The sequence below is a fragment of the Phycicoccus ginsengisoli genome (assembly GCF_054779295.1).
In genome coordinates, this window is record NZ_BAAGYN010000015.1 from 50,136 (window position 1) to 76,245 (window position 26,110).

Annotated in this window: 22 protein-coding genes; 18 read left to right on the forward strand and 4 right to left on the reverse strand. The window is 71.7% G+C overall.

Features of this window, described 5'->3' with window-relative positions:
* Positions 1 to 183 precede the first annotated feature (183 nt).
* The 15 genes from ACYVDO_RS19090 (at position 184) to ACYVDO_RS19160 (ending at position 18,949) form a co-directional block, all read left to right on the forward strand.
* Positions 184 to 903, forward strand: a complete 720-nt coding sequence (locus tag ACYVDO_RS19090; RefSeq protein ID WP_460938914.1) for an NADH-quinone oxidoreductase subunit C — start codon at positions 184 to 186, stop codon at positions 901 to 903.
* Positions 903 to 2,255, forward strand: coding sequence for an NADH-quinone oxidoreductase subunit D (locus tag ACYVDO_RS19095; RefSeq protein ID WP_460938876.1), 1,353 nt, complete (start codon positions 903 to 905; stop codon positions 2,253 to 2,255). The genes ACYVDO_RS19090 and ACYVDO_RS19095 overlap by 1 nt, the downstream gene beginning before the upstream one ends.
* Positions 2,255 to 3,151 (forward strand): NADH-quinone oxidoreductase subunit NuoE, encoded by an 897-nt coding sequence (nuoE, locus tag ACYVDO_RS19100; RefSeq protein WP_460938878.1) that lies wholly within the window; start codon positions 2,255 to 2,257, stop codon positions 3,149 to 3,151. The genes ACYVDO_RS19095 and nuoE overlap by 1 nt, the downstream gene beginning before the upstream one ends.
* A complete protein-coding gene (gene nuoF / locus ACYVDO_RS19105; protein WP_460938880.1) occupies positions 3,148 to 4,461 on the forward strand; it encodes an NADH-quinone oxidoreductase subunit NuoF in 1,314 nt (437 codons plus the stop codon). Before nuoE ends, nuoF begins: the two co-directional genes overlap by 4 nt.
* Positions 4,458 to 6,968, forward strand: a complete 2,511-nt coding sequence (locus ACYVDO_RS19110) for an NADH-quinone oxidoreductase subunit G (RefSeq protein WP_460938882.1) — start codon at positions 4,458 to 4,460, stop codon at positions 6,966 to 6,968. Before nuoF ends, ACYVDO_RS19110 begins: the two co-directional genes overlap by 4 nt.
* 47 nt (positions 6,969 to 7,015) lie before the next feature.
* Complete coding sequence (gene nuoH / locus ACYVDO_RS19115) at positions 7,016 to 8,374, forward strand: NADH-quinone oxidoreductase subunit NuoH (RefSeq protein WP_460938916.1); 1,359 nt, start codon at positions 7,016 to 7,018, stop codon at positions 8,372 to 8,374.
* Positions 8,367 to 9,071, forward strand: a complete 705-nt coding sequence (gene nuoI / locus ACYVDO_RS19120) for an NADH-quinone oxidoreductase subunit NuoI (protein ID WP_460938884.1) — start codon at positions 8,367 to 8,369, stop codon at positions 9,069 to 9,071. The genes nuoH and nuoI overlap by 8 nt, the downstream gene beginning before the upstream one ends.
* Positions 9,068 to 9,838, forward strand: a complete 771-nt coding sequence (locus ACYVDO_RS19125; protein WP_460938886.1) for an NADH-quinone oxidoreductase subunit J — start codon at positions 9,068 to 9,070, stop codon at positions 9,836 to 9,838. Before nuoI ends, ACYVDO_RS19125 begins: the two co-directional genes overlap by 4 nt.
* Complete coding sequence (nuoK, locus tag ACYVDO_RS19130; RefSeq protein ID WP_460938888.1) at positions 9,835 to 10,134, forward strand: NADH-quinone oxidoreductase subunit NuoK; 300 nt, start codon at positions 9,835 to 9,837, stop codon at positions 10,132 to 10,134. Before ACYVDO_RS19125 ends, nuoK begins: the two co-directional genes overlap by 4 nt.
* 13 nt (positions 10,135 to 10,147) lie before the next feature.
* Entirely contained in the window at positions 10,148 to 12,088 is a 1,941-nt protein-coding gene (nuoL, locus tag ACYVDO_RS19135) for an NADH-quinone oxidoreductase subunit L (RefSeq protein ID WP_460938890.1), read from the forward strand.
* Positions 12,088 to 13,620 (forward strand): NADH-quinone oxidoreductase subunit M, encoded by a 1,533-nt coding sequence (locus tag ACYVDO_RS19140; protein WP_460938892.1) that lies wholly within the window; start codon positions 12,088 to 12,090, stop codon positions 13,618 to 13,620. Before nuoL ends, ACYVDO_RS19140 begins: the two co-directional genes overlap by 1 nt.
* On the forward strand, positions 13,620 to 15,230 hold the full coding sequence (gene nuoN / locus ACYVDO_RS19145; RefSeq protein WP_460938894.1) for an NADH-quinone oxidoreductase subunit NuoN: 1,611 nt from the start codon (positions 13,620 to 13,622) through the stop codon (positions 15,228 to 15,230). The genes ACYVDO_RS19140 and nuoN overlap by 1 nt, the downstream gene beginning before the upstream one ends.
* Before the next feature lie 80 nt (positions 15,231 to 15,310).
* On the forward strand, positions 15,311 to 16,303 hold the full coding sequence (locus tag ACYVDO_RS19150; RefSeq protein ID WP_460938918.1) for a polyprenyl synthetase family protein: 993 nt from the start codon (positions 15,311 to 15,313) through the stop codon (positions 16,301 to 16,303).
* Between the two features lie 163 nt (positions 16,304 to 16,466).
* Positions 16,467 to 17,627, forward strand: coding sequence for an alanine racemase (locus ACYVDO_RS19155; protein WP_460938896.1), 1,161 nt, complete (start codon positions 16,467 to 16,469; stop codon positions 17,625 to 17,627).
* A complete protein-coding gene (locus ACYVDO_RS19160) occupies positions 17,624 to 18,949 on the forward strand; it encodes a D-arabinono-1,4-lactone oxidase (protein WP_460938898.1) in 1,326 nt (441 codons plus the stop codon). The genes ACYVDO_RS19155 and ACYVDO_RS19160 overlap by 4 nt, the downstream gene beginning before the upstream one ends.
* 17 nt (positions 18,950 to 18,966) lie before the next feature.
* Here ACYVDO_RS19160 and rarD read toward each other — a convergent pair whose 3' ends face one another.
* The 4 genes from rarD to ACYVDO_RS19180 all read right to left on the reverse strand — a co-directional run bounded on the left by rarD (position 18,967) and on the right by ACYVDO_RS19180 (position 23,382).
* Positions 18,967 to 19,950 carry an EamA family transporter RarD gene (gene rarD, locus ACYVDO_RS19165; protein WP_460938900.1) on the reverse strand — a complete coding sequence of 328 codons (984 nt, stop codon included), beginning with the start codon at positions 19,948 to 19,950 and terminating at the stop codon, positions 18,967 to 18,969.
* 52 nt (positions 19,951 to 20,002) lie between these two features.
* Positions 20,003 to 21,082, reverse strand: coding sequence for a 2-oxoacid:ferredoxin oxidoreductase subunit beta (locus tag ACYVDO_RS19170; protein WP_460938920.1), 1,080 nt, complete (start codon positions 21,080 to 21,082; stop codon positions 20,003 to 20,005).
* Between the two features lie 17 nt (positions 21,083 to 21,099).
* Positions 21,100 to 23,007: a 2-oxoacid:acceptor oxidoreductase subunit alpha gene (locus ACYVDO_RS19175; RefSeq protein ID WP_460938902.1), complete on the reverse strand. Its 1,908-nt coding sequence runs from the start codon at positions 23,005 to 23,007 to the stop codon at positions 21,100 to 21,102.
* Between the two features lie 126 nt (positions 23,008 to 23,133).
* Positions 23,134 to 23,382 carry an SCO4226 family nickel-binding protein gene (locus ACYVDO_RS19180; RefSeq protein WP_460938904.1) on the reverse strand — a complete coding sequence of 83 codons (249 nt, stop codon included), beginning with the start codon at positions 23,380 to 23,382 and terminating at the stop codon, positions 23,134 to 23,136.
* Positions 23,383 to 23,521: 139 nt separating this feature from the next.
* Here ACYVDO_RS19180 and ACYVDO_RS19185 point away from each other — a divergent pair, with 139 nt between their 5' ends.
* From ACYVDO_RS19185 to ACYVDO_RS19195, 3 genes are all read left to right on the forward strand, one after another.
* Positions 23,522 to 23,824, forward strand: coding sequence for a DUF2087 domain-containing protein (locus tag ACYVDO_RS19185; RefSeq protein WP_460938906.1), 303 nt, complete (start codon positions 23,522 to 23,524; stop codon positions 23,822 to 23,824).
* Positions 23,825 to 23,856: 32 nt separating this feature from the next.
* Positions 23,857 to 24,831, forward strand: coding sequence for a glycosyl hydrolase (locus ACYVDO_RS19190; RefSeq protein ID WP_460938908.1), 975 nt, complete (start codon positions 23,857 to 23,859; stop codon positions 24,829 to 24,831).
* Between the two features lie 131 nt (positions 24,832 to 24,962).
* Positions 24,963 to 26,110: HNH endonuclease signature motif containing protein (locus ACYVDO_RS19195; RefSeq protein WP_460938910.1), on the forward strand; the 1,148-nt coding region annotated here is incomplete at its 3' end.

Genomic DNA, 26,110 nt, shown 5'->3' on the forward strand with positions numbered 1-26,110 from the left:
GAGAAGGACGACGTGACTCCGGCGAAGGACGACGTGACGCCCGAGAAGGACCCGAAGCAGGCCACGGCCAACAGCGACGTCCTGGGCAACAAGGCCAAGGACGCCGCCGCCGACCAGGGCGCCGGTCCCGACCAGCCTGCCTCCGAGATCGCAGCGGCGACCGCCTCCACGCAGCCGGGCACCGTGGTCGACCGCGAGACCGGCGAGCGGCTGCCCGCCCCTCCCGGCACCGGCCCCGACCCGGTCGTCGTCGGCGAGCGGCACGGCATGTTCGGCGCCCGCGACAGCGGCGACACCACCGGCTACGGCGGCATCGTCCGCCCGATCCTGTTCCCCGCCGCGGCGGTGCGCCCGTACGGCGGCTACTTCGACGAGCTGGCCGACCGGCTCGAGGCTGCCCTCGCCGGCGGCACGACGTCCTACCCCCAGGCGATCGAGCGCGTGGTCGTCGACCGGGGCGAGCTCACCCTGTTCGTGCGTCGCGAGCACCTGCCCTCCGTCGCGCGGGCGCTGCGCGACGACGCGGCCCTGCGGTTCGAGATCTGCACCGGCGTGTCCGGCGTGCACTACCCGCAGGAGGAGGGTCGGGAGCTCCACGCGGTCTACCACTTCCTCTCGATCACCCACGGCGGCCGCCGGGTCCGGGTCGAGGTGACCTGCCCCGACGCCGACCCGCACATCCCGTCGATCGTCGAGACGTACCCGGCGAACGACTGGCACGAGCGCGAGACCTGGGACATGTTCGGCATCCAGTTCGACGGCCACCCCTCGCTCACTCGCATCCTCATGCCCGACGACTGGCCGGGCCACCCGCAGCGGAAGGACTACCCCCTCGGCGGCATCCCCGTCGAGTACAAGGGCGCAACCGTCCCGCCGCCGGACCAGCGGAGGTCTTACAGCTGATGACCACGACCCACGACGACATCTACGCGACCTCCGGCGCCGACACGGCCGCCGCAGAGGGAGCTCACGTGTTCAACGCGAGCGGCGGTGACTGGGACCAGCTGGTCGACGAGGCGGCGGCACTCCACGAGGAGCGCATCGTGGTCAACATGGGCCCGCAGCACCCGTCGACCCACGGCGTGCTCCGGCTCATCCTCGAGCTCGACGGCGAGACGGTGACGGAGACCCGTGCGGGGATCGGCTACCTGCACACCGGCATCGAGAAGAACATGGAGTTCCGCACCTGGACGCAGGGCACCACGTTCTGCACCCGGATGGACTACCTCACGCCGATCTTCAACGAGACGGTCTACTGCCTGGCGGTGGAGAAGCTGCTCGGCGTCACCGAGCAGATCCCCGAGCGCGCCAGCGTCATCCGCGTGCTCATGATGGAGCTCAACCGCATCACCTCCCACCTCGTGGCGCTGGCCACCGGCGGCATGGAGATGGGTGCGACGACCGTCATGACGGTCGGCTTCCGCGAGCGCGAGCGCATCCTGTCGATCTTCGAGATGGTCACCGGCCTGCGGATGAACCACGCGTTCGTCCGCCCCGGCGGTGTCGCGCAGGACCTGCCCCCGGGTGCCATCGACAAGGTGCGCGACACGATCCCGCTGGTGCGCAAGGGCCTGCACGAGCTCGAGCTGCTGCTCAACGAGAACCCGATCCTCAAGGGCCGCACCGTCGACGTCGGCTACCTCGACCTGGCGGGCTGCATGGCGCTGGGCATCACCGGGCCGATCCTGCGCTCGACGGGGTTGCCGCACGACCTGCGCAAGCTGTCGCCGTACTGCGGGTACGAGACGTACGACTTCGAGGTCATCACCCGCACCGAGGCCGACGCCTACGCGCGGCTGCGGATCCGGATCGACGAGATGTACGAGTCGCTCAAGATCGCCGAGCAGTGCATCGACCGGTTGGCGTCGTCGGCGGGTCCGGTGATGGTGGCGGACAAGAAGATCGCGTGGCCGGCGCAGCTGGCCATCGGTGGGGACGGGATGGGCAACAGCCTGGACCACATCCGCGAGATCATGGGCACGTCGATGGAGTCGCTGATCCACCACTTCAAGCTGGTGACCGAGGGGTTCCGGGTCCCGCCGGGGCAGGTGTATGCCGCGGTGGAGTCGCCCAAGGGTGAGCTGGGCTGCCACGCGGTGTCCGACGGTGGCACCCGTCCGTACCGGGCCCACTTCCGGGACCCCTCCTTCAACAACCTGCAGGCAGCGGCCGTGATGTGCGAGGGCGGCCAGGTCGCCGACGTCATCGTCGCCGTCGCCTCGATCGACCCGGTGATGGGAGGAGTTGACCGCTGATGGCTGGTGACAACTTCGGGATGCAGACCGCGGCCGGCCACCTCACGGTGCCCGCCGAGTCCAAGGAGCCGTATGCCGCGGACGTGCTCGCGCAGCTCCATGAGGACGCCGCACAGGTCGTTGCCCGCTACCCCCAGAGGCGCTCGGCCCTGCTGCCGCTGCTCCACCTGGTGCAGAGCGTCGACGGCTATGTCACCGGTCGCGGCATCGACTTCTGTGCCGAGGTCCTCGACCTGACGACGGCCGAGGTCTCCGGTGTGGCCACCTTCTACACGCAGTACAAGCGCCACCCCAACGGTGAGTACACCGTCGGCGTCTGCACCAACACGCTCTGCGCGATCATGGGCGGCGACCAGATCTGGGACGAGGTGTCCGAGCACCTCGGCATCGGGCACGACGAGACGACGGCCGACGGCAGGATCACCCTCGAGCGGGTCGAGTGCAATGCGGCGTGCGACTACGCGCCCGTCGTCATGGCGAACTGGGAGTTCTTCGACAACCAGACGCCCGAGTCCACCAAGCAGCTGGTCGACGACCTGCGCGAGGGCAAGGACGTGCGGCCCACCCGCGGCCCGTCCCGGGTCTGCAGCTTCAAGCAGGTGTCGCGCGTCCTCGCCGGGTTCCCCGACGGGCTCGCCGACGAGGGCGTCGGCGCTGGCGCGGCCTCCCTGGAGGGGCTGCGCCTGGCCAGGGAGAACGACTGGACGGCCCCCGACGGCGACTCCCCGCGCGAGCAGCACCAGCCCGAGGCCACCACCGACCGGACGGCACCCGGTCGGCAGGACTCCACCGACAGCCCGGCCAACGAGCCGGACGAGAAGCCCGGTGAGGGCTCGGTCGCGCCGGCGACGCTGTTCGACGCCGACGACAAGGGCGACGGGAAGGACGCGAAGTGACCACCACGCTGACCCCGATCCTCACGAAGTTCTGGGACGACCCGCAGTCCTGGACCCTCGCGACGTACGAGAAGCACGAGGGCTACCAGGCGCTGCGCAAGGCCCTGGGCATGAAGCCCGCGGACCTCGTCCAGATGACCAAGGACTCCGGCCTGCGCGGCCGCGGTGGCGCCGGCTTCCCCACCGGCATGAAGTGGGGCTTCCTGCCGCCCGACGACGGCGGCCCCCGCTACCTCGTGGTCAACGCCGACGAGTCCGAGCCGGGCACCTGCAAGGACATCCCGCTGATGATGGCCGCCCCGCAGTTCCTCATCGAGGGCGTCGCGATCACCTCCTTCGCGATCGGCTGCCACCACGCCTTCATCTACGTGCGCGGTGAGGTCGTGCACGTCTACCGCCGCCTGCTGCGCGCGGTCGAGGAGGCGTACGCCGCCGGGCACCTCGGGAAGAACATCCACGGCTCCGGCTTCGACCTCGAGGTCACCGTGCACGCCGGCGCCGGCGCGTACATCTGCGGCGAGGAGACGGCGCTGCTCGACAGCCTCGAGGGCCGCCGCGGCCAGCCGCGCCTCAAGCCGCCGTTCCCGGCCGTCGCGGGCCTCTACGCCCGCCCGACCGTGGTCAACAACGTCGAGTCCATCGCCTCCGTCCCGCCGATCCTGCTCCACGGCGCCGACTGGTTCTCCGGCATGGGCACCGAGAAGTCCCAGGGCTTCGGCATCTTCAGCCTCTCCGGCCACGTCAAGCGCCCGGGCCAGTACGAGGCGCCGCTCGGCATCACGCTGCGCGAGCTGCTCGACATGGCCGGCGGCATGCGCGACCCCAACAAGAAGCTCAAGTTCTGGACGCCGGGTGGCTCCTCGACGCCGCTGTTCACCGACCAGCACCTCGACATCCCCCTCGACTTCGAGTCCGTCGCGGCCGCGGGGTCGATGCTCGGCACCCGGGCGCTGCAGATCTTCGACGAGACGACCTGCGTCGTGCGCGCCGTCGACCGGTGGACCGACTTCTACATGCACGAGTCCTGCGGCAAGTGCACCCCGTGCCGTGAGGGCACCTGGTGGCTCAAGCAGATCCTCGGCCGGCTCGAGCACGGGCAGGGCTCGGAGGAGGACCTCGAGAAGCTGCTCGACATCTGTGACAACATCCTCGGTCGGGCGTTCTGCGCGCTGGGCGACGGCGCGACCAGCCCGATCACCAGCAGCATCCAGTACTTCCGCGAGGAGTACCTGCAGCACCTCGAGCTGGGCCACTGCCCGTTCGACCGGCAAGACTCGACCCTGTTCGCGAAGGATTCGGTGTCCGCATGACCGTCCAGACCTCCCCGGCCGCCGGCGGCAACGCCGTCAGCAAGGGTGGCGACGCCAGCACGCCCCCGCCCGTCGACCTGGTGAACCTCACCATCGACGGCGTCCCGGTGTCCGTCCCCAAGAACACGCTGGTGATCCGGGCCGCCGAGGAGATCGGGGTCGAGATCCCGCGGTTCTGCGACCACCCGCTGCTCGAGCCGGTCGGCGCCTGCCGCCAGTGCCTCGTCGACGTCGCGACTCCGGGCCCCGACGGCTCGATGCGCGCCATGCCGAAGCCGCAGGCGTCGTGCACGATCACCGTGTCCGAGGGCATGGACGTCAAGACCCAGCACACCTCCAAGGTCGCCGACAAGGCGCAGCAGGGCATCATGGAGATGCTCCTGGTCAACCACCCGCTCGACTGCCCGGTCTGCGACAAGGGCGGCGAGTGCCCCCTGCAGAACCAGGCGATGAGCAACGGCCGCGCGGTGTCGCGGTTCGAGGACGTCAAGCGCACCTACCCCAAGCCGATCAACATCTCCTCGCAGGTGCTGCTCGACCGCGAGCGCTGCGTCCTGTGCGCCCGCTGCACCCGCTTCTCCGACCAGATCGCCGGTGACCCGTTCATCGCCCTCGTCGAGCGCGGTGCGCTGCAGCAGGTCGGCATCTACGAGGAGAAGCCGTTCGAGTCGTACTTCTCCGGCAACACCGTCCAGATCTGCCCCGTCGGAGCCCTGACCGGCGCCGCCTACCGGTTCCGCAGCCGCCCCTTCGACCTCGTCTCCACCCCGAGCGTCTGCGAGCACTGCGCCTCCGGCTGCTCGATCCGCACCGACCACCGCCGCGGCGCCGTGCTGCGCCGGATGGCCATCAACGACCCGGCGGTCAACGAGGAGTGGAACTGCGACAAGGGCCGCTGGGCCTTCCAGTACGCCACGACGGGTGACCGGTTCGAGTTCCCCATGGTCCGGGACGAGGACGGCCAGCTGCAGGTCGCCTCGTGGCCCGAGGCGCTCACGGCCGCCGCGCGTGGGCTCGCCGCGGCCAGGGCCGTCGGCGTGCTCACCGGTGGACGCGTGTCCGCCGAGGACGCCTACGCCTACGGCAAGTTCGCCCGCGCGGTCCTCGCGACCAACGACGTCGACTTCCGCGCCCGCCCGCACTCGCAGGAGGAGGCCGCCTTCCTCGCCTCCACCGTCGTGGCCACCGGCCCCGACGGGGGAGCGGTGACCTACGCCGACCTCGAGACCGCGAAGACGGTCGTCCTCGTGGGCTTCGAGCCCGAGGAGGAGAGCCCGATCGTCTTCCTGCGACTGCGCAAGGCGCACCGCAGGAACAAGACCGCCGTGTACGCCGTGGCCCCCTTCGCCACGCGCGGCCTGGACAAGCTCGGCGGCACCCTGATCCCGTCCGCGCCCGGCACCGAGGCCGAGGTGCTCCGCGCCCTCGGCGACGGCGTGACCGGTGACGGTGCCGCCGCCAGGGCGGCCGCTGCCCTCGAGGGCGACGGCGTGATCGTGCTCGTGGGCGAGCGCCTGGCCACCGTGCCCGGGGCGCTCTCCGCGGCCGTCGCGCTGGCCTCGTCCACCGGTGCGCGCCTGGCCTGGGTGCCGCGGCGCGCCGGTGAGCGCGGCGCGCTCGAGGCCGGCGCCCTGCCGACCCTGCTGCCCGGCGGTCGTCCGGTCGGCGAGGCGGCGGCCCGCGAGCAGGTCGCCGACGTCTGGGACGTCGTGGGCCTGCCCGACCAGCCCGGCCGGGACACCGCGGGCATCCTGCGTGCGGCCACGACCGGTGAGGTCGACGCCCTGCTCGTCGGCGGCGTGGACGCGGCCGACCTGGCCGACCCGCACAGCGAGGAGGCCCTGGCCAAGACGTTCGTCGTCTCGCTCGACTTCCGTCCCTCCTCGGTGACCGAGGTCGCCGACGTCGTGCTGCCGGTCGCGCCGCACGCGGAGAAGGGCGGCACCTTCGTGGACTGGGAGGGCCGCACCCGGCCGTTCGCGACCGCCCTGGACACCAACGCGATGTCCGACTACCGCGTCCTGGACATGCTCGCGGGCGAGATGGGCTCGTTCCTCGGGACCCGCACGCTCACCGAGGTGCGCTCGGAGATGGCAGCCCTCGGGCCGTGGAGCGGCGAGCGGCTGCCTGCGCCCACCGTGGAGCCGGCCGCGGTGCCGAGCTTCGGCGAGGGCGAGGTCGTCCTCGCGACCTGGCACCACCTGCTCGACCGCGGTTCGCTGCAGGACGGCGAGCCGTTCCTCGCCGGCACCGCCCCCCGCAGCCTGGCCCGGGTCTCGCCCGCCACGGCCGAGGCGTTCGGGCTCGTCGACGGCGACACCGTGCGCGTCTCTGCCCCGGCCGGCTCGGTCACCGTCCCGCTGGCGGTCACCGAGGACATGGTCGACCACGTCGTGTGGCTGCCGACGAACTCCGTGGGCAGCGCGGTGCGCGCCGCCCTCGCGGTGGGGGCGGGCGCCGTCGTCACCCTGGCCAAGGCCGAGACCACCCTGGAGGTCACCCCGTGAGCACCGTGACGTACGCCGCCGAGGTGCTCGGCGGCGTACCCCACCTCGTGGCGCCGCTCGCCGGTGCCGCGCCGGGCGGCGACAACCCGACCGCCGACTTCAGCGACACGCCGTGGTGGCTGCACCTGGTCAAGGCGCTGTTCGTCTTCGTCTTCCTGCTGGTCAACACGCTCATCGTCATCTGGTTCGAGCGCCGGGTCATCGGGCGGATGCAGCAGCGTCCGGGACCGAACCGCACCGGCCCCTTCGGGCTGCTCCAGACCCTGGCCGACGGCATCAAGCTGGCCCTCAAGGAGGACCTGACGCCGAAGAAGGCCGACAAGTTCGTCTTCGCCCTCGCTCCCGCGATCGCGGGCGCGATGGCGTTCGTGTCGTTCGCGATCATCCCGCTCGGGCCGACCGTGTCGATGTTCGGCCACCGCACGCCGCTGCAGCTCACCGACCTGCCGGTCGCGGTGCTGCTCGTGCTGGCGGTCGCCGGTGTGGGTGTCTACGGCATCGTGCTCGCCGGCTGGTCCTCCGGCTCGACCTACCCGCTGCTCGGTGGCCTGCGCTCGACGGCCCAGGTCATCTCCTACGAGATCGCGATGGGCCTGTCGCTCGTCGCCGTCTTCCTCTACAGCCGCTCGATGTCCACGTCGCAGATCGTCGCGGCGCAGTCCGACCTGTGGTTCATCATCCCGGCGTTCTTCAGCTTCTTCGTCTACGTCATCACCATGGTGGGCGAGACGAACCGCCTGCCCTTCGACCTCGCCGAGGGCGAGGGCGAGCTCACCGGCGGCTTCCACACCGAGTACTCCTCGCTGAAGTTCGCGATGTTCTTCCTCGGCGAGTACGTCAACATGTTCACCGTCTCGGCGCTGGCCACGACGATGTTCCTCGGCGGCTGGCAGGCGCCCCCCGGCGTCGCCGCCATCAACTCGGGCATGTTCAACCACGGCTGGTGGGGCCTGCTCTGGTTCGTCATCAAGCTGTGGCTGTTCATGTTCTTCTTCGTCTGGCTGCGCGGCTCGCTGCCCCGGGTCCGGTACGACCAGTTCATGCGCTTCGGCTGGCGGTTCCTCATCCCCGTCACGCTGGCCTGGGTCGTCGTCGTCGCGTTCATCCGCGGCAGCCAGCTCGGCTACTTCGGTGACGCCGCCTTCACCCTCGGCAACCGCAGGTTCCCCGTCTTCAGCATCGTGTTCGTCGTCGTGGTCGCCCTCGCGGCGCTGCTCGTCGTCTGGGTCTGGGACAACAAGAAGATCGAGCGCGACGCGGCCCGCAACGCGGCCCCGCCGGAGGAGGTCGACCCGTTCGCGGGCGGCTACCCCGTGCCGCCGCTGCCCGGCCAGCGGCTGCGCGAGCCCTCGCTCTCCCTGACCGACCGAGCATCCGCCGCGACGGAGGAGGACATCCATGCCTGACCGCCCCACCGAGGAGAAGAAGAGCGGGTTCCTCGCGGACCTCTTCGCGCCCGTCGGCGGCTTCGGCGTCACTTTCGCGACGATGTTCCGCAAGCTGGAGACCGAGGAGTACCCCGAGGAGAAGCGGCCGACCCAGCCGCGCTTCCACGGCCGGCACCAGCTGAACCGCCACCCCGACGGGCTCGAGAAGTGCGTCGGCTGCGAGCTGTGCGCCTGGGCGTGCCCCGCGGACGCGATCCTCGTCGAGGGCGCGTCCAACGACGACAGCGAGGGCGGGACCGGCCGGTTCAGCCCCGGCGAGCGGTACGGCCGCGTCTACCAGATCAACTACCTGCGCTGCATCTTCTGCGGCCTGTGCATCGAGGCCTGCCCGACCCGCGCGCTGACCATGACCAACTTCTACGAGCTGGCCGACCACAACCGCGGCGACCTGATCTTCACCAAGGAGCAGCTGCTCGCGCCGCTCCAGGAGGGCATGCTGCTGCCGCCGCACCCGATGGTGGACGGGCTCGAGGAGCGCGACTACTACCAGGGCAAGGTCGCCCGAGCGACCGACGAGCAGGAGGAGTGGGTGAAGGCTCACCACGCCGAGCCGCAGGACGGCCTGGCCCCCAGCGGTGACCCGGTCGAGGGCGTCGACGTCGTCGCCGACGGCCGGCAGGCGACCCGCCCGACCACCGAGGCGGTGCACCGATGACCGGCCTGGGCGAGCAGATCCTGTTCTGGATCCTCGGCCCCATCAGCGTCCTCGCGGCGCTGGGTCTGCTCTTCGCCAAGAAGGCCGTCCACGCAGCCATCGCCGTGGCGCTCGTGATGATCAACCTGGGCATCTTCTACATCGCCCAGGAGGCCGACTTCCTCGGCATCATCCAGATCTTCGTCTACACCGGCGCCGTGATGATGCTCTTCCTCTTCGTGCTCATGCTCGTCGGCGTCGACTCCTCCGACTCCCTCGTCGAGACGCTCAAGGGCCAGAAGGTCGCCTCGCTGCTGCTCACCCTCGGCCTCGCCGTCCTGCTGTTCACCGCGGTCGGCCGGGTGCGGTTCGGCCCGATGAAGGGCCTGGCCGAGGTCAACGCCGCCAAGGGCAACGTGTCCGGCGTGGCCGAGCTGATCTTCGGCCAGTACGTCTGGGCGTTCGAGGTCACCTCGGCCCTGCTCATCACCGCCGCGCTCGGCGCGATGGTGCTGGCCCACCGTGAGCGGATCGGCACCAAGCCGACCCAGCGCCTGCTGGCCGAGCGCCGGGTCCGGGAGAACCGCAACGTGGCCGGCCTGCCGGCCCCCGGTGTCTACGCCCGCCACAACGCGGTCGACACCCCGGCCCTGCTGCCCGACGGCACGCCGAGCGAGCTGTCGGTGTCGCGGGTGCTGCACGCCCGCGAGCAGGTGACGGTGCCCACCCGGCACGTCGACGCCGAGCACGCCATCGAGCACGAGATCGAGGAGGGCGACGCCCGATGAACCTCGTCAACTACGTCTACCTCGCGACCATCCTGTTCGCGATCGGCGGCGCCACGGTGCTCATGCGCCGCAACGCCATCGTCGTGTTCATGGGTGTCGAGCTCATGCTCAACGCGACGAACCTGGTGTTCGTGACGTTCGCGCGGATGCGCGGCAGCCTCGACGGGCAGGTGATCGCCCTGTTCGTCATGGTGGTCGCAGCCGCCGAGGTCGTCGTGGGGCTGGCCATCATCGTGGCCATCTTCCGTGCCCGCCGGTCGGCCTCGGTCGACGACGCCAACCTGCTGAAGCTGTAGAAGGGGCCACCCGGTGACTTCCCTCGCAACCCTCGCCACCGCCGGAGGGGCCGCCTCCGCGGCCACCGGCGTCACGGCATACGCCTGGCTGCTCGTCGCGCTGCCGCTGCTCGGCGCCGCGGTCCTGCTGCTCGGCGGCCGCGCCACCGACCGGTGGGGCCCGCTCTTCGCGGTGGCCATGTCCTGGGCGGCCTTCGTCGTCGGGCTGCTCGTGTGGATCGCCATGCTCGGCCGCAGTGGGGAGGGCCGCGCGCAGCACCTGCACCTGTTCAGCTGGGTGCCGGCCGGCTCCTTCAACCTCGACGCCGGGATGCTGGTCGACCAGCTGTCCGTGGTCTTCGTCCTGCTCATCACGTTCGTCGGCTCGCTCATCCACGTGTACTCGCTCGGGTACATGGAGCACGACCCGGACAAGCGCCGGTTCTTCGCCTACCTGAACCTGTTCGTCGCGGCGATGCTACTGCTCGTCCTGTCCGACTCCTACCTGCTGCTCTACGTCGGCTGGGAGGGCGTCGGCCTCGCGTCCTACCTGCTCATCGGGTTCTGGAACCACAACCCGTCGTACGCGTCGGCAGCCAACAAGGCGTTCGTGGTCAACCGCGTCGGTGACTTCGGCCTCTCGGTCGCGATCATGATCATGTTCGCCGCGTTCGGCACCGTGACCTTCGCCGGCGTCCAGCAGGCCGCGGGGGGCGGGGCCAGCGAGGGCCTGCTCACCGCCATCGGGCTGATGCTCCTCCTGGGCGCCTGCGGCAAGTCCGCGCAGTTCCCCCTGCAGTCCTGGCTGGGGGACGCCATGGCCGGCCCGACACCGGTGTCCGCGCTCATCCACGCGGCGACCATGGTCACCGCCGGCGTCTACCTCGTGGTGCGCAGCAGCTTCATCTTCGACCACGCGCCCACCGCCCAGCTCGTCGTCGTCATCGTCGGTGCGATCACGCTGCTCTTCGGTGCGGTCGTGGGCTGTGCCAAGGACGACATCAAGAAGGCGCTGGCCGCCTCGACCATGAGCCAGATCGGCTACATGATGCTCGCCGCCGGCCTCGGCCCGGTCGGGTACGCCTTCGCGATCTTCCACCTGCTCACGCACGGCTTCTTCAAGGCCGGGATGTTCCTCGGGGCCGGCTCGGTGATGCACGGCATGAACGACCAGGTCGACATGCGCCGGTTCGGCAACCTGTCCGGCGCCATGAAGATCACCTGGATCACCTTCGGTCTCGGCTGGCTGGCGATCCTCGGTGTCCCGCCGTTCTCCGGCTTCTGGTCCAAGGACAAGATCATCGAGGCGGCCTTCGTCGGCGAGGGCTGGCGGCCCTGGGTCTTCGGCGGTGCCGCCCTCATCGGCGCCGGCATCACCGCGTTCTACATGTCGCGCCTGTTCTTCATGACCTTCCACGGCAAGAAGCGCTGGACCGACGACGTGCACCCGCACGAGTCGCCGCTGACGATGACCGTGCCGATGATGGTGCTGGCCGTCGGGTCCGCGCTGCTCGGCCTGGTGCTGGCGCTCGGCAACACCTTCACGCACTGGCTCGAGCCGGTGGTGGGCGCCCACGACGAGAACGAGCACGCTGTGCTCTCCGTGCCGGTGCTCATGACCCTGACCCTGCTGCTCGTCGCCGGCGGCATCGCCCTGGCGTGGATGCGCTACTGGCGCGACGAGGTGCCGCAGGTGCAGCCGACCGGGTCGTTGCTCACCCGGGCCGCCCGGCGTGACCTCTACCAGGACGACGTCAACGAGGGCGTGTTCATGCGCCCCGGCGTCCACCTGACCCGCGCGCTCGTCTTCGCCGACAACCGCGGTGTCGACGGCGGGGTCGGGGGCCTGGCCGCCCTCGTCGGCGGGACGTCGAGCCGCCTGCGCCGTCTCCAGAACGGTTTCGCGCGGTCCTATGCCCTGACGATGCTCGCCGGCGTCGTCGTCCTCCTCGGTGCTGTGTGGGTGATCAACTGATGTCCAACTTCCCCTGGCTGACCGTGATCGGGCTCGTCCCGCTCGTCGGTGCGGTCGTCGTGGCGGCGCTGCCGGCCTCCGTGGCCGACCAGGCCAAGCGGGTGGCCCTGGGCTTCTCACTCGTGACGCTGCTGCTGGGCGTCGCGGCGGCGCTGCAGTTCGACACCGGCTCCACCCAGCAGTTCCAGCTGTCCGAGCGGCACGAGTGGATCCCGCAGTTCGGCGTCTCCTACGCGCTCGGGGTCGACGGCCTCGCGCTGGTCATGATCCTCATGGCGCTCGTCCTGCTGCCGGTCTGCATCCTCGCCTCGTGGCACGACGTGCCCGAGGGCGGTGCGCGGGAGAAGAACTACTTCGCGCTGATGCTCTCGCTGGCCACCTTCATGGTGGGCGTGTTCGCCGCGACCGACGTCTTCCTCTTCTACGTCTTCTTCGAGGCCATGCTCATCCCGGTGTACTTCCTCATCGGGTCCTTCGGCGGTCCGCGCCGGCAGTACGCCGCGGTCAAGTTCCTGCTCTTCTCGCTGGCCGGTGGGCTGGTCATGCTGGTCGGCGTCATCGCGCTGTACCACTACGGCCCCGGCGGCTCGGACGGCTTCCTCGTCAGCAAGCTCACCGGGCTGGACCTGCCGCAGGGCGCCGGTCGCTGGATGTTCGTCGCCTTCTTCTTCGCCTTCGCGGTCAAGGCCCCCATGTGGCCGGTCCACACCTGGCTGCCCGACGCCGCCACGGAGGCCAAGCCCTCGACGGCCGTGCTGCTCGTCGGCGTGCTCGACAAGGTCGGCACCTACGGGATGATCCGGTTCTGCCTCCAGCTGTTCCCCGAGGCGTCCAAGTGGGCGACCCCCGTGGTGCTGGTGCTGGCCGTGATCTCGGTGCTCTACGGCGCGCTGCTCGCCATCGGGCAGACCGATCTCATGCGCCTGATCGCCTACACCTCGGTGAGCCACTTCGGCTTCATCGTGCTCGGCATCTTCGCCCTCACGACGACCGGCGGCGCCGGCTCGACCCTCTACATGCTCAACCACGGGTTCACCACGGCCGCGCTGTTCCTCGTCGCGGCGATGCTGGTGGCCCGGCGCGGCAGCAAGCGGATCCCGGACTTCGGCGGCTGGCAGCGGGTCACGCCCGGCCTGGCCGGCGTCTTCCTCGTGTCCGGTCTCGCCGGCCTGGCGCTGCCCGGCCTGAGCCCGTTCGTCTCCGAGATCATGGTGCTGGTGGGCACGTTCCAGCGGTACCCGTTCGCGGCCGTCGTCGCCACCTCGGGCATCGTGCTGGCCGCGCTCTACATCCTGCTCATGTACAAGCGGATGATGACCGGCCCCAAGCCGGTGCTCGAGGGCTCCCTCGTGCGCGACATCACGCTGCGCGAGAAGGTCGTCGTCGCGCCGATCCTCGCGGTCCTCATCGTCCTGGGGTTCTACCCCAAGCCCGCGCTCGACCTGCTCAACCCGGCCGTGAAGACGACGCTGCACCACGTGGGCGTCTCGGACCCGGCACCCTCCTCCGCTGCTGACGGGAGCACGAAGTAATGCCCGCCCTGACGGTCCTCGCCGCGACGGCACTGCCTGCCGCCGTGCCCGCCGCCTTCAAGGCCGCCGACATCGACTACGGCGCGGTCGCGCCGATGCTCGTCGTCGTCGCCGGTGCCCTCGTGGGAGTGCTGCTCGAGGCGTTCGCCCCGCGCCGCGTCCGGCACACGGCCCAGGTGACCCTCGCGCTCGTCACCCTCGTCGCCGCGTTCGTCGTGCTCGTCACCGTCTCGGTGCAGAGCGCCCACCAGGGGGCCACGCTGGCCCGGGCCGTCATCATCGACGGGCCCGCGCTCTTCCTGCAGGGCGCCATCCTGGCCATGGCCGCCCTCGGGGTGCTGACCATGGCGGAGAAGTTCGGCGGCCAGGGGGCCGACGCCTTCACCCCGATGGGTGCCGCGATCCCCGGGTCGGCGCACGAGGCCGCGGCCCTGCGCGCGGGCCTGGCGACCAGCGAGGTCTTCCCGCTGACCCTGTTCGCCGTCGTCGGCATGATGCTGTTCCCCGCCGCGGGCGACCTGCTGACGATGTTCATCGCCCTCGAGGTCCTGTCGCTGCCGCTGTACCTCATGAGCGGCCTGGCCCGCCGTCGCCGGCTGCTCTCCCAGGAGGCCGCGCTCAAGTACTTCCTGCTCGGCGCGTTCAGCTCGGCGTTCTTCCTCTTCGGGGCGGCCCTGCTCTACGGGTATGCCGGGTCGCTGTACCTCAGCGACATCGCCGCCGCGGTCACGGCCGCCAACGGCCAGTTCGAGGGGCTGCTCCTGCCGGGCGTCCTGCTCGTGCTGGTCGGCCTGCTGTTCAAGGTCGGCGCGGTGCCCTTCCACTCCTGGACCCCGGACGTCTACCAGGGTGCGCCCACCCCCGTGACCGGCTTCATGGCCGCGTGCACCAAGGTCGCCGCGTTCGGCGCCATCCTGCGCTTCGCCTACGTCGCCGCCGAGGGCAACCGCTGGGACTGGCGCGCCGGAGTCATCGCCGTCGCGGCCCTCACGATGGTGGTCGGTGCGGTCCTGTCGGTCACCCAGACCGACGTCAAGCGGCTGCTCGCCTACTCCTCGATCGCGCACGCCGGCTTCATCCTCGTGGCGGTCCTGTCCTTCGACAGGACGGGCGTGAGCGGCACCATGTTCTACCTGGTCGCCTACGGCTTCATGACGATCGCCGGCTTCGCCGTCGTCTCCATGGTCCGCCAGGGCGGGTCCGAGGCCTCGCACCTGTCGCAGTGGGCCGGCCTGGGCCGTCGCCACCCGGTCGTCGCCGGCGTCTTCGCCTTCCTGCTGCTCGCGTTCGCGGGGATCCCGCTCACGTCCGGCTTCGCCGCCAAGTACGCCGCGTTCGCGCCGGCCGTCGCCTTCGGCGGGACGTCGGGAGTGGCGCTGGTCGTCATCGGTGTCATCGCCTCCGTCGTGACCGCGTTCGTCTACGTCCGGCTCATCGTCCTGATGTACTTCACCGAGCCGCCGGCCGGCGAGGCCGTCGTCGCGGAGACCGCCTCGCCGTTCCTCACCGTCGCGATCACCATCGGCACGCTCGTCACCCTGGCGCTCGGCATCCTCCCGACGCAGGTGCTCGACCTGGCCGACCGGTCCTCGCAGTTCCTGGTGAAGTGACCCGGTCTGCTGAAGTGACCCGGTCCGGTGACGTGACCCGGTCCGGCGAGGCGATCGCGCCGGCGGGGACGGGTGGCGCCGTGCCCGGGCTGTCGCTGCCGTCGGTCCCGGACGACCTCGCCGACACCCTCCAGCAGGGGCTCGACCAGGTCGACGCCCTGCTGCGGCGCGAGGTCGACCACGACGACCCGTTCATCGCCGGCGCGAACGTCCACCTCATCGAGGCCGGCGGCAAGCGGTTCCGGCCGCTGCTCACGCTGCTCGCGGCGCAGCTGGGCTCGGGCACGAACGAGGACGTCGTCGCGGCGGCAGCCGGTGTCGAGCTCACCCACGTGGCGTCGCTGTGCCACGACGACGTCATGGACGAGGCCGACGTGCGCCGCGGCGCCCCCAGCGCCAACGCCCGGTACGGCAACTCGACCGCGATCCTCGTCGGCGACCTGCTCTTCGGCACCGCGTCGTCGATCATCGCCGACCTGGGGGCGGAGGCCGTCAAGATCCAGGCCGAGACCTTCGTGCGGCTGTGCGCCGGTCAGATCCGCGACACCCGCCGGGCGCCGGAGGGCACCGACCCGGTCGAGTACTACCTCGGCGTGCTCGCCGACAAGACCGGCGTGCTCATCGCGACGGCGGCGCGGTACGGCGCCATGTTCTCCGGGTGCGACGCTGCCACCGTCGAGGTGATGCGCGAGTACGGCGAGCGGATCGGCATGGCGTTCCAGCTCGCCGACGACCTCATCGACGTCTCGTCCGACGAGGCCGAGCTGGGCAAGCGGCCCGGCACGGACCTTCGCGAGGGCAAGCGGACCCTGCCGGTGCTCTACGCCCTGGCCTCCGACGACCCGTCCGACGGCCGCCTGCAGCAGCTGCTCGAGCGGGACCTGCGCGACGACGAGGACTCCCTCGCCGAGGCGCTGGACCTCCTGCGCGTCAACGCCGCCATGGACCGGGCGCGCGAGCACACCGCGGCCGTCGCCCGCCGGGCCCAGGAGGTGCTCGCGCCGCTGCCGGAGGGCGCCGCCAAGGACGCCCTGCACGCGCTGGCGACCAGCGTCGTCACCCGCGTCGGCTGAACCGCACACCCCACTTGTTGCCAGCAGGTGGTCACGCCGGCGCCGGAACGGGGGACCGGTGACGATCTGCTGGCAACAAGTGGGAAGGCGGGGGTCGTCGAGCAGCTGCCGTTTTGCGCGGGGCGGGGGGTGCCCGGCGCCGGGCGTGGGTATCGTCACGGCTGTGACCGCCGACCACGACGTCGCACGCTGGGACGCCGCCACCGCCGACCTGCAGCCACCGTTCGCGGTGGTCGACCTCGACGCCTTCGACGCCAACGCGGCGGACCTGCTGCGGCGCGCGAACGGCGTGCCGGTGCGGGTCGCCTCGAAGTCCGTGCGCTGCCGCAGCCTCCTGGCGCGGGGGCTGGCGAGGGACGGCTTCCGCGGGGTGATGTCGTATGCCGTGGCCGAGGCGGCGTGGCTGGTCGCCGAGGGGGTCGAGGACGTGTTCGTCGCCTACCCGAGCACCGACCGGGCGGCGATCGCGGCGGTGGCGGCCGACGAGCACCTCGCTGCCCGGGTGACCCTGACCGTCGACAGCGCCGAGCACGTCCGGCTGCTGGCCGCGCTGGACCGCCCGCACCCCCTGCGGGTCGCGGTGGACGTCGACTCCTCGCTGCGGCTCGGGCCGGTCCACCTGGGCGTCCGTCGGTCGCCCGTGCGGACGCCGGCCGACGCCGTGGCGGTGGCCCGCTCCGCCCGGGCCGCGGGCCTGCAGGTCGTCGGGGCGATGTTCTACGACGCGCAGATCGCAGGTCTCCCGGACTCCTCGCCGGCCGTGCGAGCCGTGAAGCGACGGTCGGCGGCCGACCTGCTCGAGCGACGCGGGGCGGTCGTGGCAGCGCTGCGTGAGGTGGCCGACCTCGAGTTCGTCAACGGCGGCGGTACCGGCTCGCTGCACGTCACCGGCCGGGACCCGGTCGTCACCGAGCTCGCCGCCGGGTCGGGGCTGTACGGGCCGACGTTGTTCGACGGGTACGACGACTTCTCACCGCGACCCGCTGCGGCGTACGCGCTGTCGGTGGTGCGGCGGCCCGGGGCCGGGTTCGCCACGGCCTTCGGCGGCGGGTACGTCGCGTCCGGCCCGGCGAGCCGGTCGCGCCTCCCGCGTCCCTACGGCCGCCCCGGTGTCGGGCTGGTCCGCCGTGAAGGGGTCGGCGAGGTGCAGACCCCCTTGCAGGGCAGGGGGACCCGCCACCTGCGGGTCGGCGACCGCGTCTGGTTCCGGTACGCCAAGGCGGGGGAGATGTGCGAACGGTTCGACACCCTGCACCTCGTCCGGGGTGAGGAGCTCGTCGACAGCGTGCCCACCTACCGGGGCGAGGGGAGGAACTTCGGGTGACCACCCGGACGACGGCCGCCTCGCGCGGCTGGACCAACTGGGGCGGCAACCAGACCTGCCACCCGGCCGAGGTGACGGCCCCCGGCAGCACCGAGGAGGTGGCCGCCGTGGTCCGCGCCGCGGGGGAGCGCGGCCTGACCGTGAAGCCGGTCGGCAGCGGCCACTCGTTCACCGCCGTCGCGGCCACCGGCGGGGTGCAGCTGCGGCTGGACGGGCTGTCGGGCGTCCTGCGCGCCGACGTGGCGACCGGTCGGGTCCGGGTCCTCGGGGGCACGCCGCTGCACGAGCTCAACCCGGCCCTGCAGGCCCTCGGGCTGGCACTGCCCAACCTGGGCGACATCGACCGCCAGACGATCAGCGGGGCCATCTCCACCGGCACCCACGGCACCGGCCTGCGGTTCCAGGGGATCGCGTCGGCGGTGCGGGGCCTGACGCTCGTGCTCGCCGACGGGTCGGTGCTCACCTGTTCGCCCGACGTCGAGCCCGAGGTCTTCCAGGCCGCCCGGGTCGGGCTCGGCGCGCTCGGGGTGGTCACCGAGGTCGAGCTGCAGTGCGTCCCGGCGTTCCGCCTGCACGCCCGAGAGTTCGGCGCCGACCTGCACGACGTCCTCGACCGCCTCGACGACGACCTCGCCGCCCACGACCACGTGGACATGCACTGGTTCCCGCTCACCGACCGGGTCCTGGTCAAGCACAACGACCGGGTCGGTCAGGACGCCCCCGGTGACCCGCTGCCCGCGTGGCGGGCCTGGCTCGACGACGACTTCCTCTCCAACCGGCTCTACGAGGTGACCAACCGGGCCGCGACCCGCTTCCCCCGGATCGTCCCGCCCCTCAACACGGTCAGCGCCCGGCTCCTCGGCGCGCGCGAGTACACCGACGACTCGTGGCGCGTCTTCGTCGCCGAGCGTGCGGTGCGCTTCCGCGAGAGCGAGTATGCAGTGCCGAGGGCCCACGCCCGCGACGTCGTGCTGGCGGTCCGGGGCTGGCTCGAGCGGCACCGGCCGCCGCTCACGTTCCCCCTGGAGCTGCGGTTCACCGGGCCCGACGACGTCTGGCTGTCGACCGGGTACGAGCGCGAGAACGCGTACGTCGCCATGCACCAGTACCACCGGATGGACGACGCGGGAGCGTTCGCGGCGTTCGAGGAGATCGTCGCCGAGCACGAGGGCCGCCCGCACTGGGGCAAGCTGCACACCCTCGACGCCGAGCGGCTGCGCGGGCTCTACCCGCGCTTCGACGACTTCCGCGCCGTGCGCGACCGCCTCGACCCCGGACGCGCGTTCGCCAACGACTACCTGCGCCGCGTCCTCGGCGACTGAGCGCTCAGGGGTGCCGCTCAGGGGGTGGCGTCGGCGAGCGCGGCCGCACGCGCCCGGGCGAGGCCGGTGCGGTGCCGCAGGGTGTCGACGGTGAGCACCACGAGGGCCAGCCAGACGATGGCGAAGCCGGTCCAGCGCGCGGCGGACATGTGCTCGTCGAGCAGCAGCACGCCGCACAGCAGCTGCAGCACCGGGGTGATGAACTGCAGGAGGCCGATCGTGACCAGCGGCACGCGACGGGCCGCCGCGGCGAAGAGCAGGAGCGGCGTGGCAGTGGCGACGCCGGCCAGGACGAGCAGCGTCGTGTGCCACGCGCCGTCGGTCGTGAACGTCGTGTCACCGCGCACGGTGAGCACGGCGAGCATCACCACCGCGATCGGCCCCAGGACCAGCGTCTCGGCCGAGAGCGACTGCATCGCCGTGAGCGAGACGCCCACCTTCTTCTTGACCAGGCCGTAGCCGCCGAACGAGAACGCGAGGGTCAGCGCGATGACGGGCACCGACCCGGCGGCAACGGACAGGTACACCCCCGCCAGCGCGCCGATCGCGACGGCGACCCACTGCAGCGGCCGCAGCCGCTCGCGGAGCACCAGCACCCCGAGGGCGACGGTCACGATCGGGTTGAGGAAGTAGCCGAGGGCGGCCTCGGTCGTGTGGCCGCCCAGGACCGCCGCGACGTAGACGACCCAGTTCACGCCGATCAGCAGCGCGGCGGCGGTGACTCCACCGGCGAGCCGGGGCCTGCGGGCCAGGTTGCGCAGCCACGCGAGGTCACGCCGCAGCCCGAGGACGACGAGGCACAGCAGCAGGGTCCACAGGATCCGGTGGGACAGGATCTCCCACGCTCCGGCCGGCTTGAGCGCGGCGAAGTAGAGGGGGAAGAGGCCCCACACGGCATACGCGGTGAAGCCGTATGCCGCGCCGCGCCGCTGCTCGTCCGCGTCGCTCCGCCGGCCGGCCGCACTGCTCCCGTCGCCCGGCTGCTCGTCGGCGCCGCTCACGCGGCGCCCCTGCGGTTCCGCGCCGCTCACGCGGCGCGTCCGGGGGTCCGCGTCACGCCACGGTCCAGGTGTCGCGCCCGCGGATGAGCGCGTCGAGGTCGGCGTCGGTGGCCCGGCCGCCGGCCGTGTCGACGGCGGCCGCCACCTGGCCGCGGACGAGGTCGTCGTAGGTCGGGCGGTCGACGTCGCGGAAGATGCCCATGGGGACGTGCGTCATCTCCGGCGAGTCGAGCCGGGAGAGGGCGAAGGCCTGCGTCGGGTCGGGCGCGGCCGTGTCGTGGACGACGACCTCGCGGCCCTCGGCGTCAGCCTCGGGGACGAACTCCATCCCGCCGCCGGCGGTGCGCACGAGCACCTGGCGGTCGCCCTCGGGGCCGACCCGCACCGGCTCGCCGTCGGCGAGGTGGACGATGCGCGCTTCCTGCTCGCTGCGGTCCTTGATCAGGTCGAACGCGCCGTCGTTGAAGATCGGGCAGTTCTGGTAGATCTCGACGAGCGAGGTCCCGCGGTGCTCGGCGGCCCGGCGCAGGACCTCGGTGAGGTGCTTGCGGTCGGAGTCCATGGTGCGCGCGACGAAGGTCGCCTCGGCGCCCAACGCCAGCGAGACCGGGTTGAACGGGTGGTCGACCGAGCCCATCGGGGTCGACTTGGTGATCTTGCCGACCTCGGACGTGGGCGAGTACTGGCCCTTGGTGAGGCCGTAGATCTGGTTGTTGAACAACAGGATCGTGAGGTTCACGTTGCGGCGCAGCGCGTGGATGAGGTGGTTGCCGCCGATCGACAGCGCGTCGCCGTCGCCGGTGACGACCCACACCGACAGGTCGCCGCGGCTCGTGGCCAGGCCGGTCGCGATGGCCGGCGCACGGCCGTGGATCGAGTGCATGCCGTAGGTGTCGAGGTAGTACGGGAACCGCGAGGAGCAGCCGATGCCGGAGACGAAGACGATGTTCTCGCGCTTGAGCCCGAGGTCGGGCAGGAAGCCCTGCACCGCGGCGAGGATCGCGTAGTCACCGCAGCCGGGGCACCAGCGCACCTCCTGGTCGGAGGTGAACTCCTTCTTGGTCTGGCGGGCCGCGTCGTCGGGCAGCTGCGGCACGCCGGCGGTGCCGCTGGGAGGGGTGCTGCCCGGCATACCCAGGTCGGTGGTGTTCACGCGCTGACCTCCTGCGTGCTGTCGGTGCTGGCGGAGCCGGCCTCGGCGAGCAGCGACACGACCGCGTCGGCGAGCTCGACGGTCGTGAACGGCAGCCCGCGCACCTGGGTGAACGAGTGGACGTCGACGAGGTACTTCGCGCGCAGCAGCATCGCGAGCTGGCCCATGTTCATCTCGGGCACGAGCACGCGGTCGTAGCGGCGCAGCACCTCTCCGGTGTTGCGGGGGAACGGGTTGAGGTGGCGCAGGTGCGCGCGGGCGACCTTGGCGCCGGTGTTGCGCACGCTGCGGACGGCGGCGGCGATCGGGCCGTAGGTGGAGCCCCACCCGAGGACCAGCACCCGGGCCTCCCCGCTGGGGTCGTCGACCTCGAGGTCGCCGATGGAGTCGGCGATCCGGTCGACCTTGGCGGCGCGCAGCCGGGTCATGAGGTCGTGGTTGTCGGGGTCGTAGGAGATGTTGCCGGTGACGTCGGCCTTCTCGATGCCGCCGACGCGGTGCTCGAGGCCCGGCGTGCCGGGGACGGCCCAGGGCCGGGCCAGGGTCGTCTCGTCGCGCAGGTACGGGTGGAAGACCGGGGTGCCGTCCGCGGAGGTGCCGTTGGGCTCGGTCGCGAACTGCACCGTCAGGTCGGGGAGGTCCTCGACCTGCGGGACGGCCCACGGCTCGGAGCCGTTGGCGAGGTAGCCGTCGGAGAGCACGAACACCGGCGTGCGGTAGGTCGTCGCGATGCGGACCGCCTCGAGGGCGGCGGGGAAGCAGTCGGCCGGCGACTGGGGCGCGACGATCGGCACGGGCGACTCGCCGTTGCGACCGAACATCGCCTGCAGCAGGTCGGACTGCTCGGTCTTGGTGGGCAGGCCGGTCGAGGGACCGCCGCGCTGCACGTCGACGATGACGAGCGGCAGCTCGAGGCTGACGCCGAGCCCGATGGTCTCGGACTTGAGCGCGACCCCGGGGCCCGAGGTCGTCGTGACGCCGATGGCCCCGCCGAAGCTCGCGCCCAGCGCCGCGCCGATGCCGGCGATCTCGTCCTCGCACTGCATCGTCGTGACGCCGTACCGCTTGAGGCCGCTGAGGGTGTGCAGGATGTCGGAGGCCGGCGTGATGGGGTACGAGCCGAGCACGAGCGGTATGCCGGCCCGGTGCGCCGCCGTGGTGAGCCCGAGCGCGAGCGCGAGGTTGCCGGTGATGTTGCGGTAGGTGCCCGGCTGCATCTTCGCCGGGGCGATCTCGTACGAGACGGCGAAGTCCTCGGTCGTCTCGCCGTAGTTGAGACCCGCCTTGAGCGCCGCGAGGTTGGCGGCGAGGATCTCCGGCTTGCTGCCGAACTTCTTCTCCAGGAACGCCTCGGTCCCGCTGGTGGGCCGGTGGTACATCCACGACAGCAGGCCGAGCGCGAACATGTTCTTCGCGCGCTCCTTGTCCTTGCGGGACAGGCCGTCGAACTCAGCCAGCGCCTCGACCGTGATGCTCGTGAGCGCCACCGGGTGGACGTGCCACGACTCCAGGCTGCCGTCCTCGAGCGGGTTGGTGGCGTAGCCGACCTTGCCCAGGTTGCGCTTGCTGAACTCGTCGGTGTTGGCGATGATCGTCGCGCCGCGGGGCAGGTCCCGCAGGTTCGCCTTGAGGGCGGCCGGGTTCATCGCGACGAGCACGTCGGGGGCGTCGCCCGGGGTCAGCACGTCGTGGTCGGCGAAGTGCAGCTGGAAGCTCGAGACGCCGGGCAGCGTGCCCTGGGGCGCGCGGATCTCCGCCGGGAAGTTGGGGAGGGTCGACAGGTCGTTGCCGAGGGCCGCGGTCTCGCTCGTGAACCGGTCCCCCGTCAGCTGCATGCCGTCACCCGAGTCCCCGGCGAACCGGATCACCACCCGGTCGAGCTGCTGGACGGACTTGCTGCTCATGTGCGTTTCCCCGCCACCTGTTCTCCATGTCGTTCCCGCTCCTGCGGGCGTTCTTCCATGGTAGATCGAGGCCGGAGAAGGGCAGGGGGCCACCCGCCACTCGGACGCAGGCGGGTGGCCGAACCCTCAGGCGGTGACGGTGATCTCGTGGATCTCGTCGTACGGGTGCCCGGCGCGCTCGTGGATCCGCTGGATCGCCTCGGCGTCGGGGCCCTCGGAAAGGCAGAAGACGTGTCCGGTCTTCGGGTCACCCCACGCGTGCTGGAAGTCGACGCCCTCCTCGCCCTGGATGGCGAGGTCGGCACGATGCGCCTCGAGCAGCGCCTCCGGCGTGACTCCCTGCATGCTCGTGTGGACGTCCATGAACTGGGCCATGACCTTCTCCTCCTCGCTGGGTCCCTGCAGGCTCCGGACGCTACGCCCGGCGCGAGCGGCCGGGATCCGTCACAAGGGTGGTTCGTGGCAGGCGATAACCCGTGGTCGCGACCGTCGGCGTCCGGTTAACGTCGAGGTCATGGACCGACCGACGCTCGAGGACGCGCTGCGTGACCGGGACTCCGTGCTCCGGGCGTTCGTCGAGCCCGACGGCTCGCTGCGCTCGATCCCGACGAGGATCCGCAAGCGGATCGTCGTGCTGGACCTCCTCGCCCAGGACTTCACGCCGGGCGAGACGTACGACGAGACCGAGGTGAACAACCTCCTGCGACCCCGGCACCCCGACGTGGCGGCCCTGCGCCGGTACCTCGTCGAGGAGGGGTTCCTCGAGCGCCGGGAGGGCCGGTACTGGCGCGCCGGCGGCACGGTGGACGAGCAGTAGCGCGGGGACTCCCGCGTCGCCACACTGTGCGCATGCTGCGGCTCGACGACCTCTGGGTCTGGGACTCCTGGGTGGCCGACGACGGCGACCGCTACCACCTCTTCTTCCTCCAGGCGCCGCGCTCGCTCGGTGACCCGGGCAAGCGCCACACCGCGGCCCGGGTCGGCCACGCGACGTCGCGCGACCTCGTGACGTGGGACTACCTGGGCGAGTGCCTCGGGCCGGCCGAGACCGGCTTCGACGACCTCGCGATCTGGACCGGGTCGGTGGTGCGGGACGGTGACCGGTGGCGGATGTTCTACACCGCCATCTCGACCGCCGGGCACCACGTCTACGACCAGCGTGTGGGGTCCGCGGTGTCCGACGACCTGCACCACTGGACCCGGGTCTCGGACCAGCCGGCCGTGCGCGTCGACGGCCGCTGGTACAAGAACCTCGCCAACACCCCGGCCCCGACCCAGGGCCCCGACCTCGAAGGGTCGAGCGAGACCTGGCGCGACCCGCTCGTCCTGCCCGACCCGGACGGCGACGGCTGGCACATGCTCGTCTCCGCCCGGGCCGTCGAGGCGGGCAGGAACGACGACGGGGTGGTCGCCCACGCGACCAGCCCCGACCTCGAGCGGTGGACCCTCGGGCCGCCGCTGAGCCGACCGGGCACCGGCTTCGGCCAGCTCGAGGTGCTGCAGGACAAGCAGGTCGACGGCCGCTGGGTGCTCGTGTTCACCTGCCACCCGCAGGAGATGACGCCGGAGCGCGTTGCCCGCACCGGGGAGTACTGCACGTGGTCGGTGCCCGGCCCCGGGCCGCTCGGGCCGTGGGACGTGGACGCGGCCCGACCGTTCGAGGCCGAGCCGCACCTGTTCGCGGCCCCGCTGGTGCAGCAGCGCGACGGGTCGTGGGTGCTCATCGGCTTCCGCAACCTCGAACCGCTGGGCATCGACGCCTTCGAGATCATCGACCCCGTGCCGGTCGCCCTCGACGCCGACGGCTACCTCGTCGCCCGCTGAGAGCTCCGTTCACCGCCTCGGCCTGCCCGGGCAGGCCGGAGCCATCATCGCGTCCCGAATTCGACTGCGCAGCAACGGAATCGATGTGGACAACCATGGCGTTCGCGTTCGAACAGGTGTACGATGTGAGCATGTCACCCACCCCGCTCGCACAGGCCCGGGACTCCCGGCAGCGGGAGCTGTGGGCGCGCACGGCGCAGGTGGCGGGGCGGCTCAACCGGGCGCAGGCCGAGCTGGTCGAGGTGGCCCGCGAGCTGGTCGAGGACCGGCACTGGGGCGATGGGGGCTTCCGCTCCCCGGAGCACTACCTGGTGGTCCGGGCGGGACTGTCCCCCGAGCCCGCGGCCGACGTCGTGCGGGTGGCCCGGCGCACGAAGGAGCTGCCCGAGGCCGCCGCCGCCCTAGACCTGGTCGAGCTGTCGCTCGACCAGGTCGCGGTCGTGGCGCGCCGGGTGCCGGTCACCCACCAGGCCTCGATGACGCACTTGGCCCGGCACGCGACGGTGCCGCAGCTGCGCCGGATGTGCGCGCGGCACGCGTTCGACCAGCCCGGTGGGATGCCGCCGGTGGGCGAGGACCCACCGACCGAGGGGCCGCTGACGGTCGTGCGGGACTCCCTGGCCGGGCAGCCGGAGACCGAACGCCGCGCGTGCGCGAAGCCGCAGCTCTCCATGCACTACGACGCCGACGGCCGGTTCCAGCTGCGCTACTCCGCCCCGGCCACGGTGGGGGCGCTCGTCGAGCAGGCGATCAAGGAGGCCAAGGACGCCCTGTTCACCCGGGCCCGGGGATCGGGCTCCGACGACGATGGCGAGCCCGGGGCGGGCGCAGGCGAGCCGGACCCGAGGGCCGGGACCGGTGGGGCTGGTGCCGGTGGGGCGGGGCTGCCGACGTATGCGGACGCGCTGGAGGAGCTGGCCAACCGGTCCCTCGCGTCGGTCGCCTCCACCAGCCGGGCGTCGCACTACCGGGTCTACCTGCACCTGTCGACCGACGGCGCCTGGGTGGGCGGCGGCCACGCCATCCCGTTGCGGCTGCTCGGGCGGTTCCTCAGCGACGGGGTCGTCCAGCCCGTGTGGGAGACCGACGGCCGCCCCGTCTCGGTCGGGCGCAGCATGCGGATCCTGCCCGACCGCACGCGACGCCTGATCGAGGACCGCGACCGCGGCTGCCGCTTCCCCGGGTGCACGGCGACACGCTTCGTCGAGGTCCACCACCTGCACGCCTGGGCCGACGGGGGCCCCACCGACGAGACCAACCAGGTCAGCCTGTGCCCCCA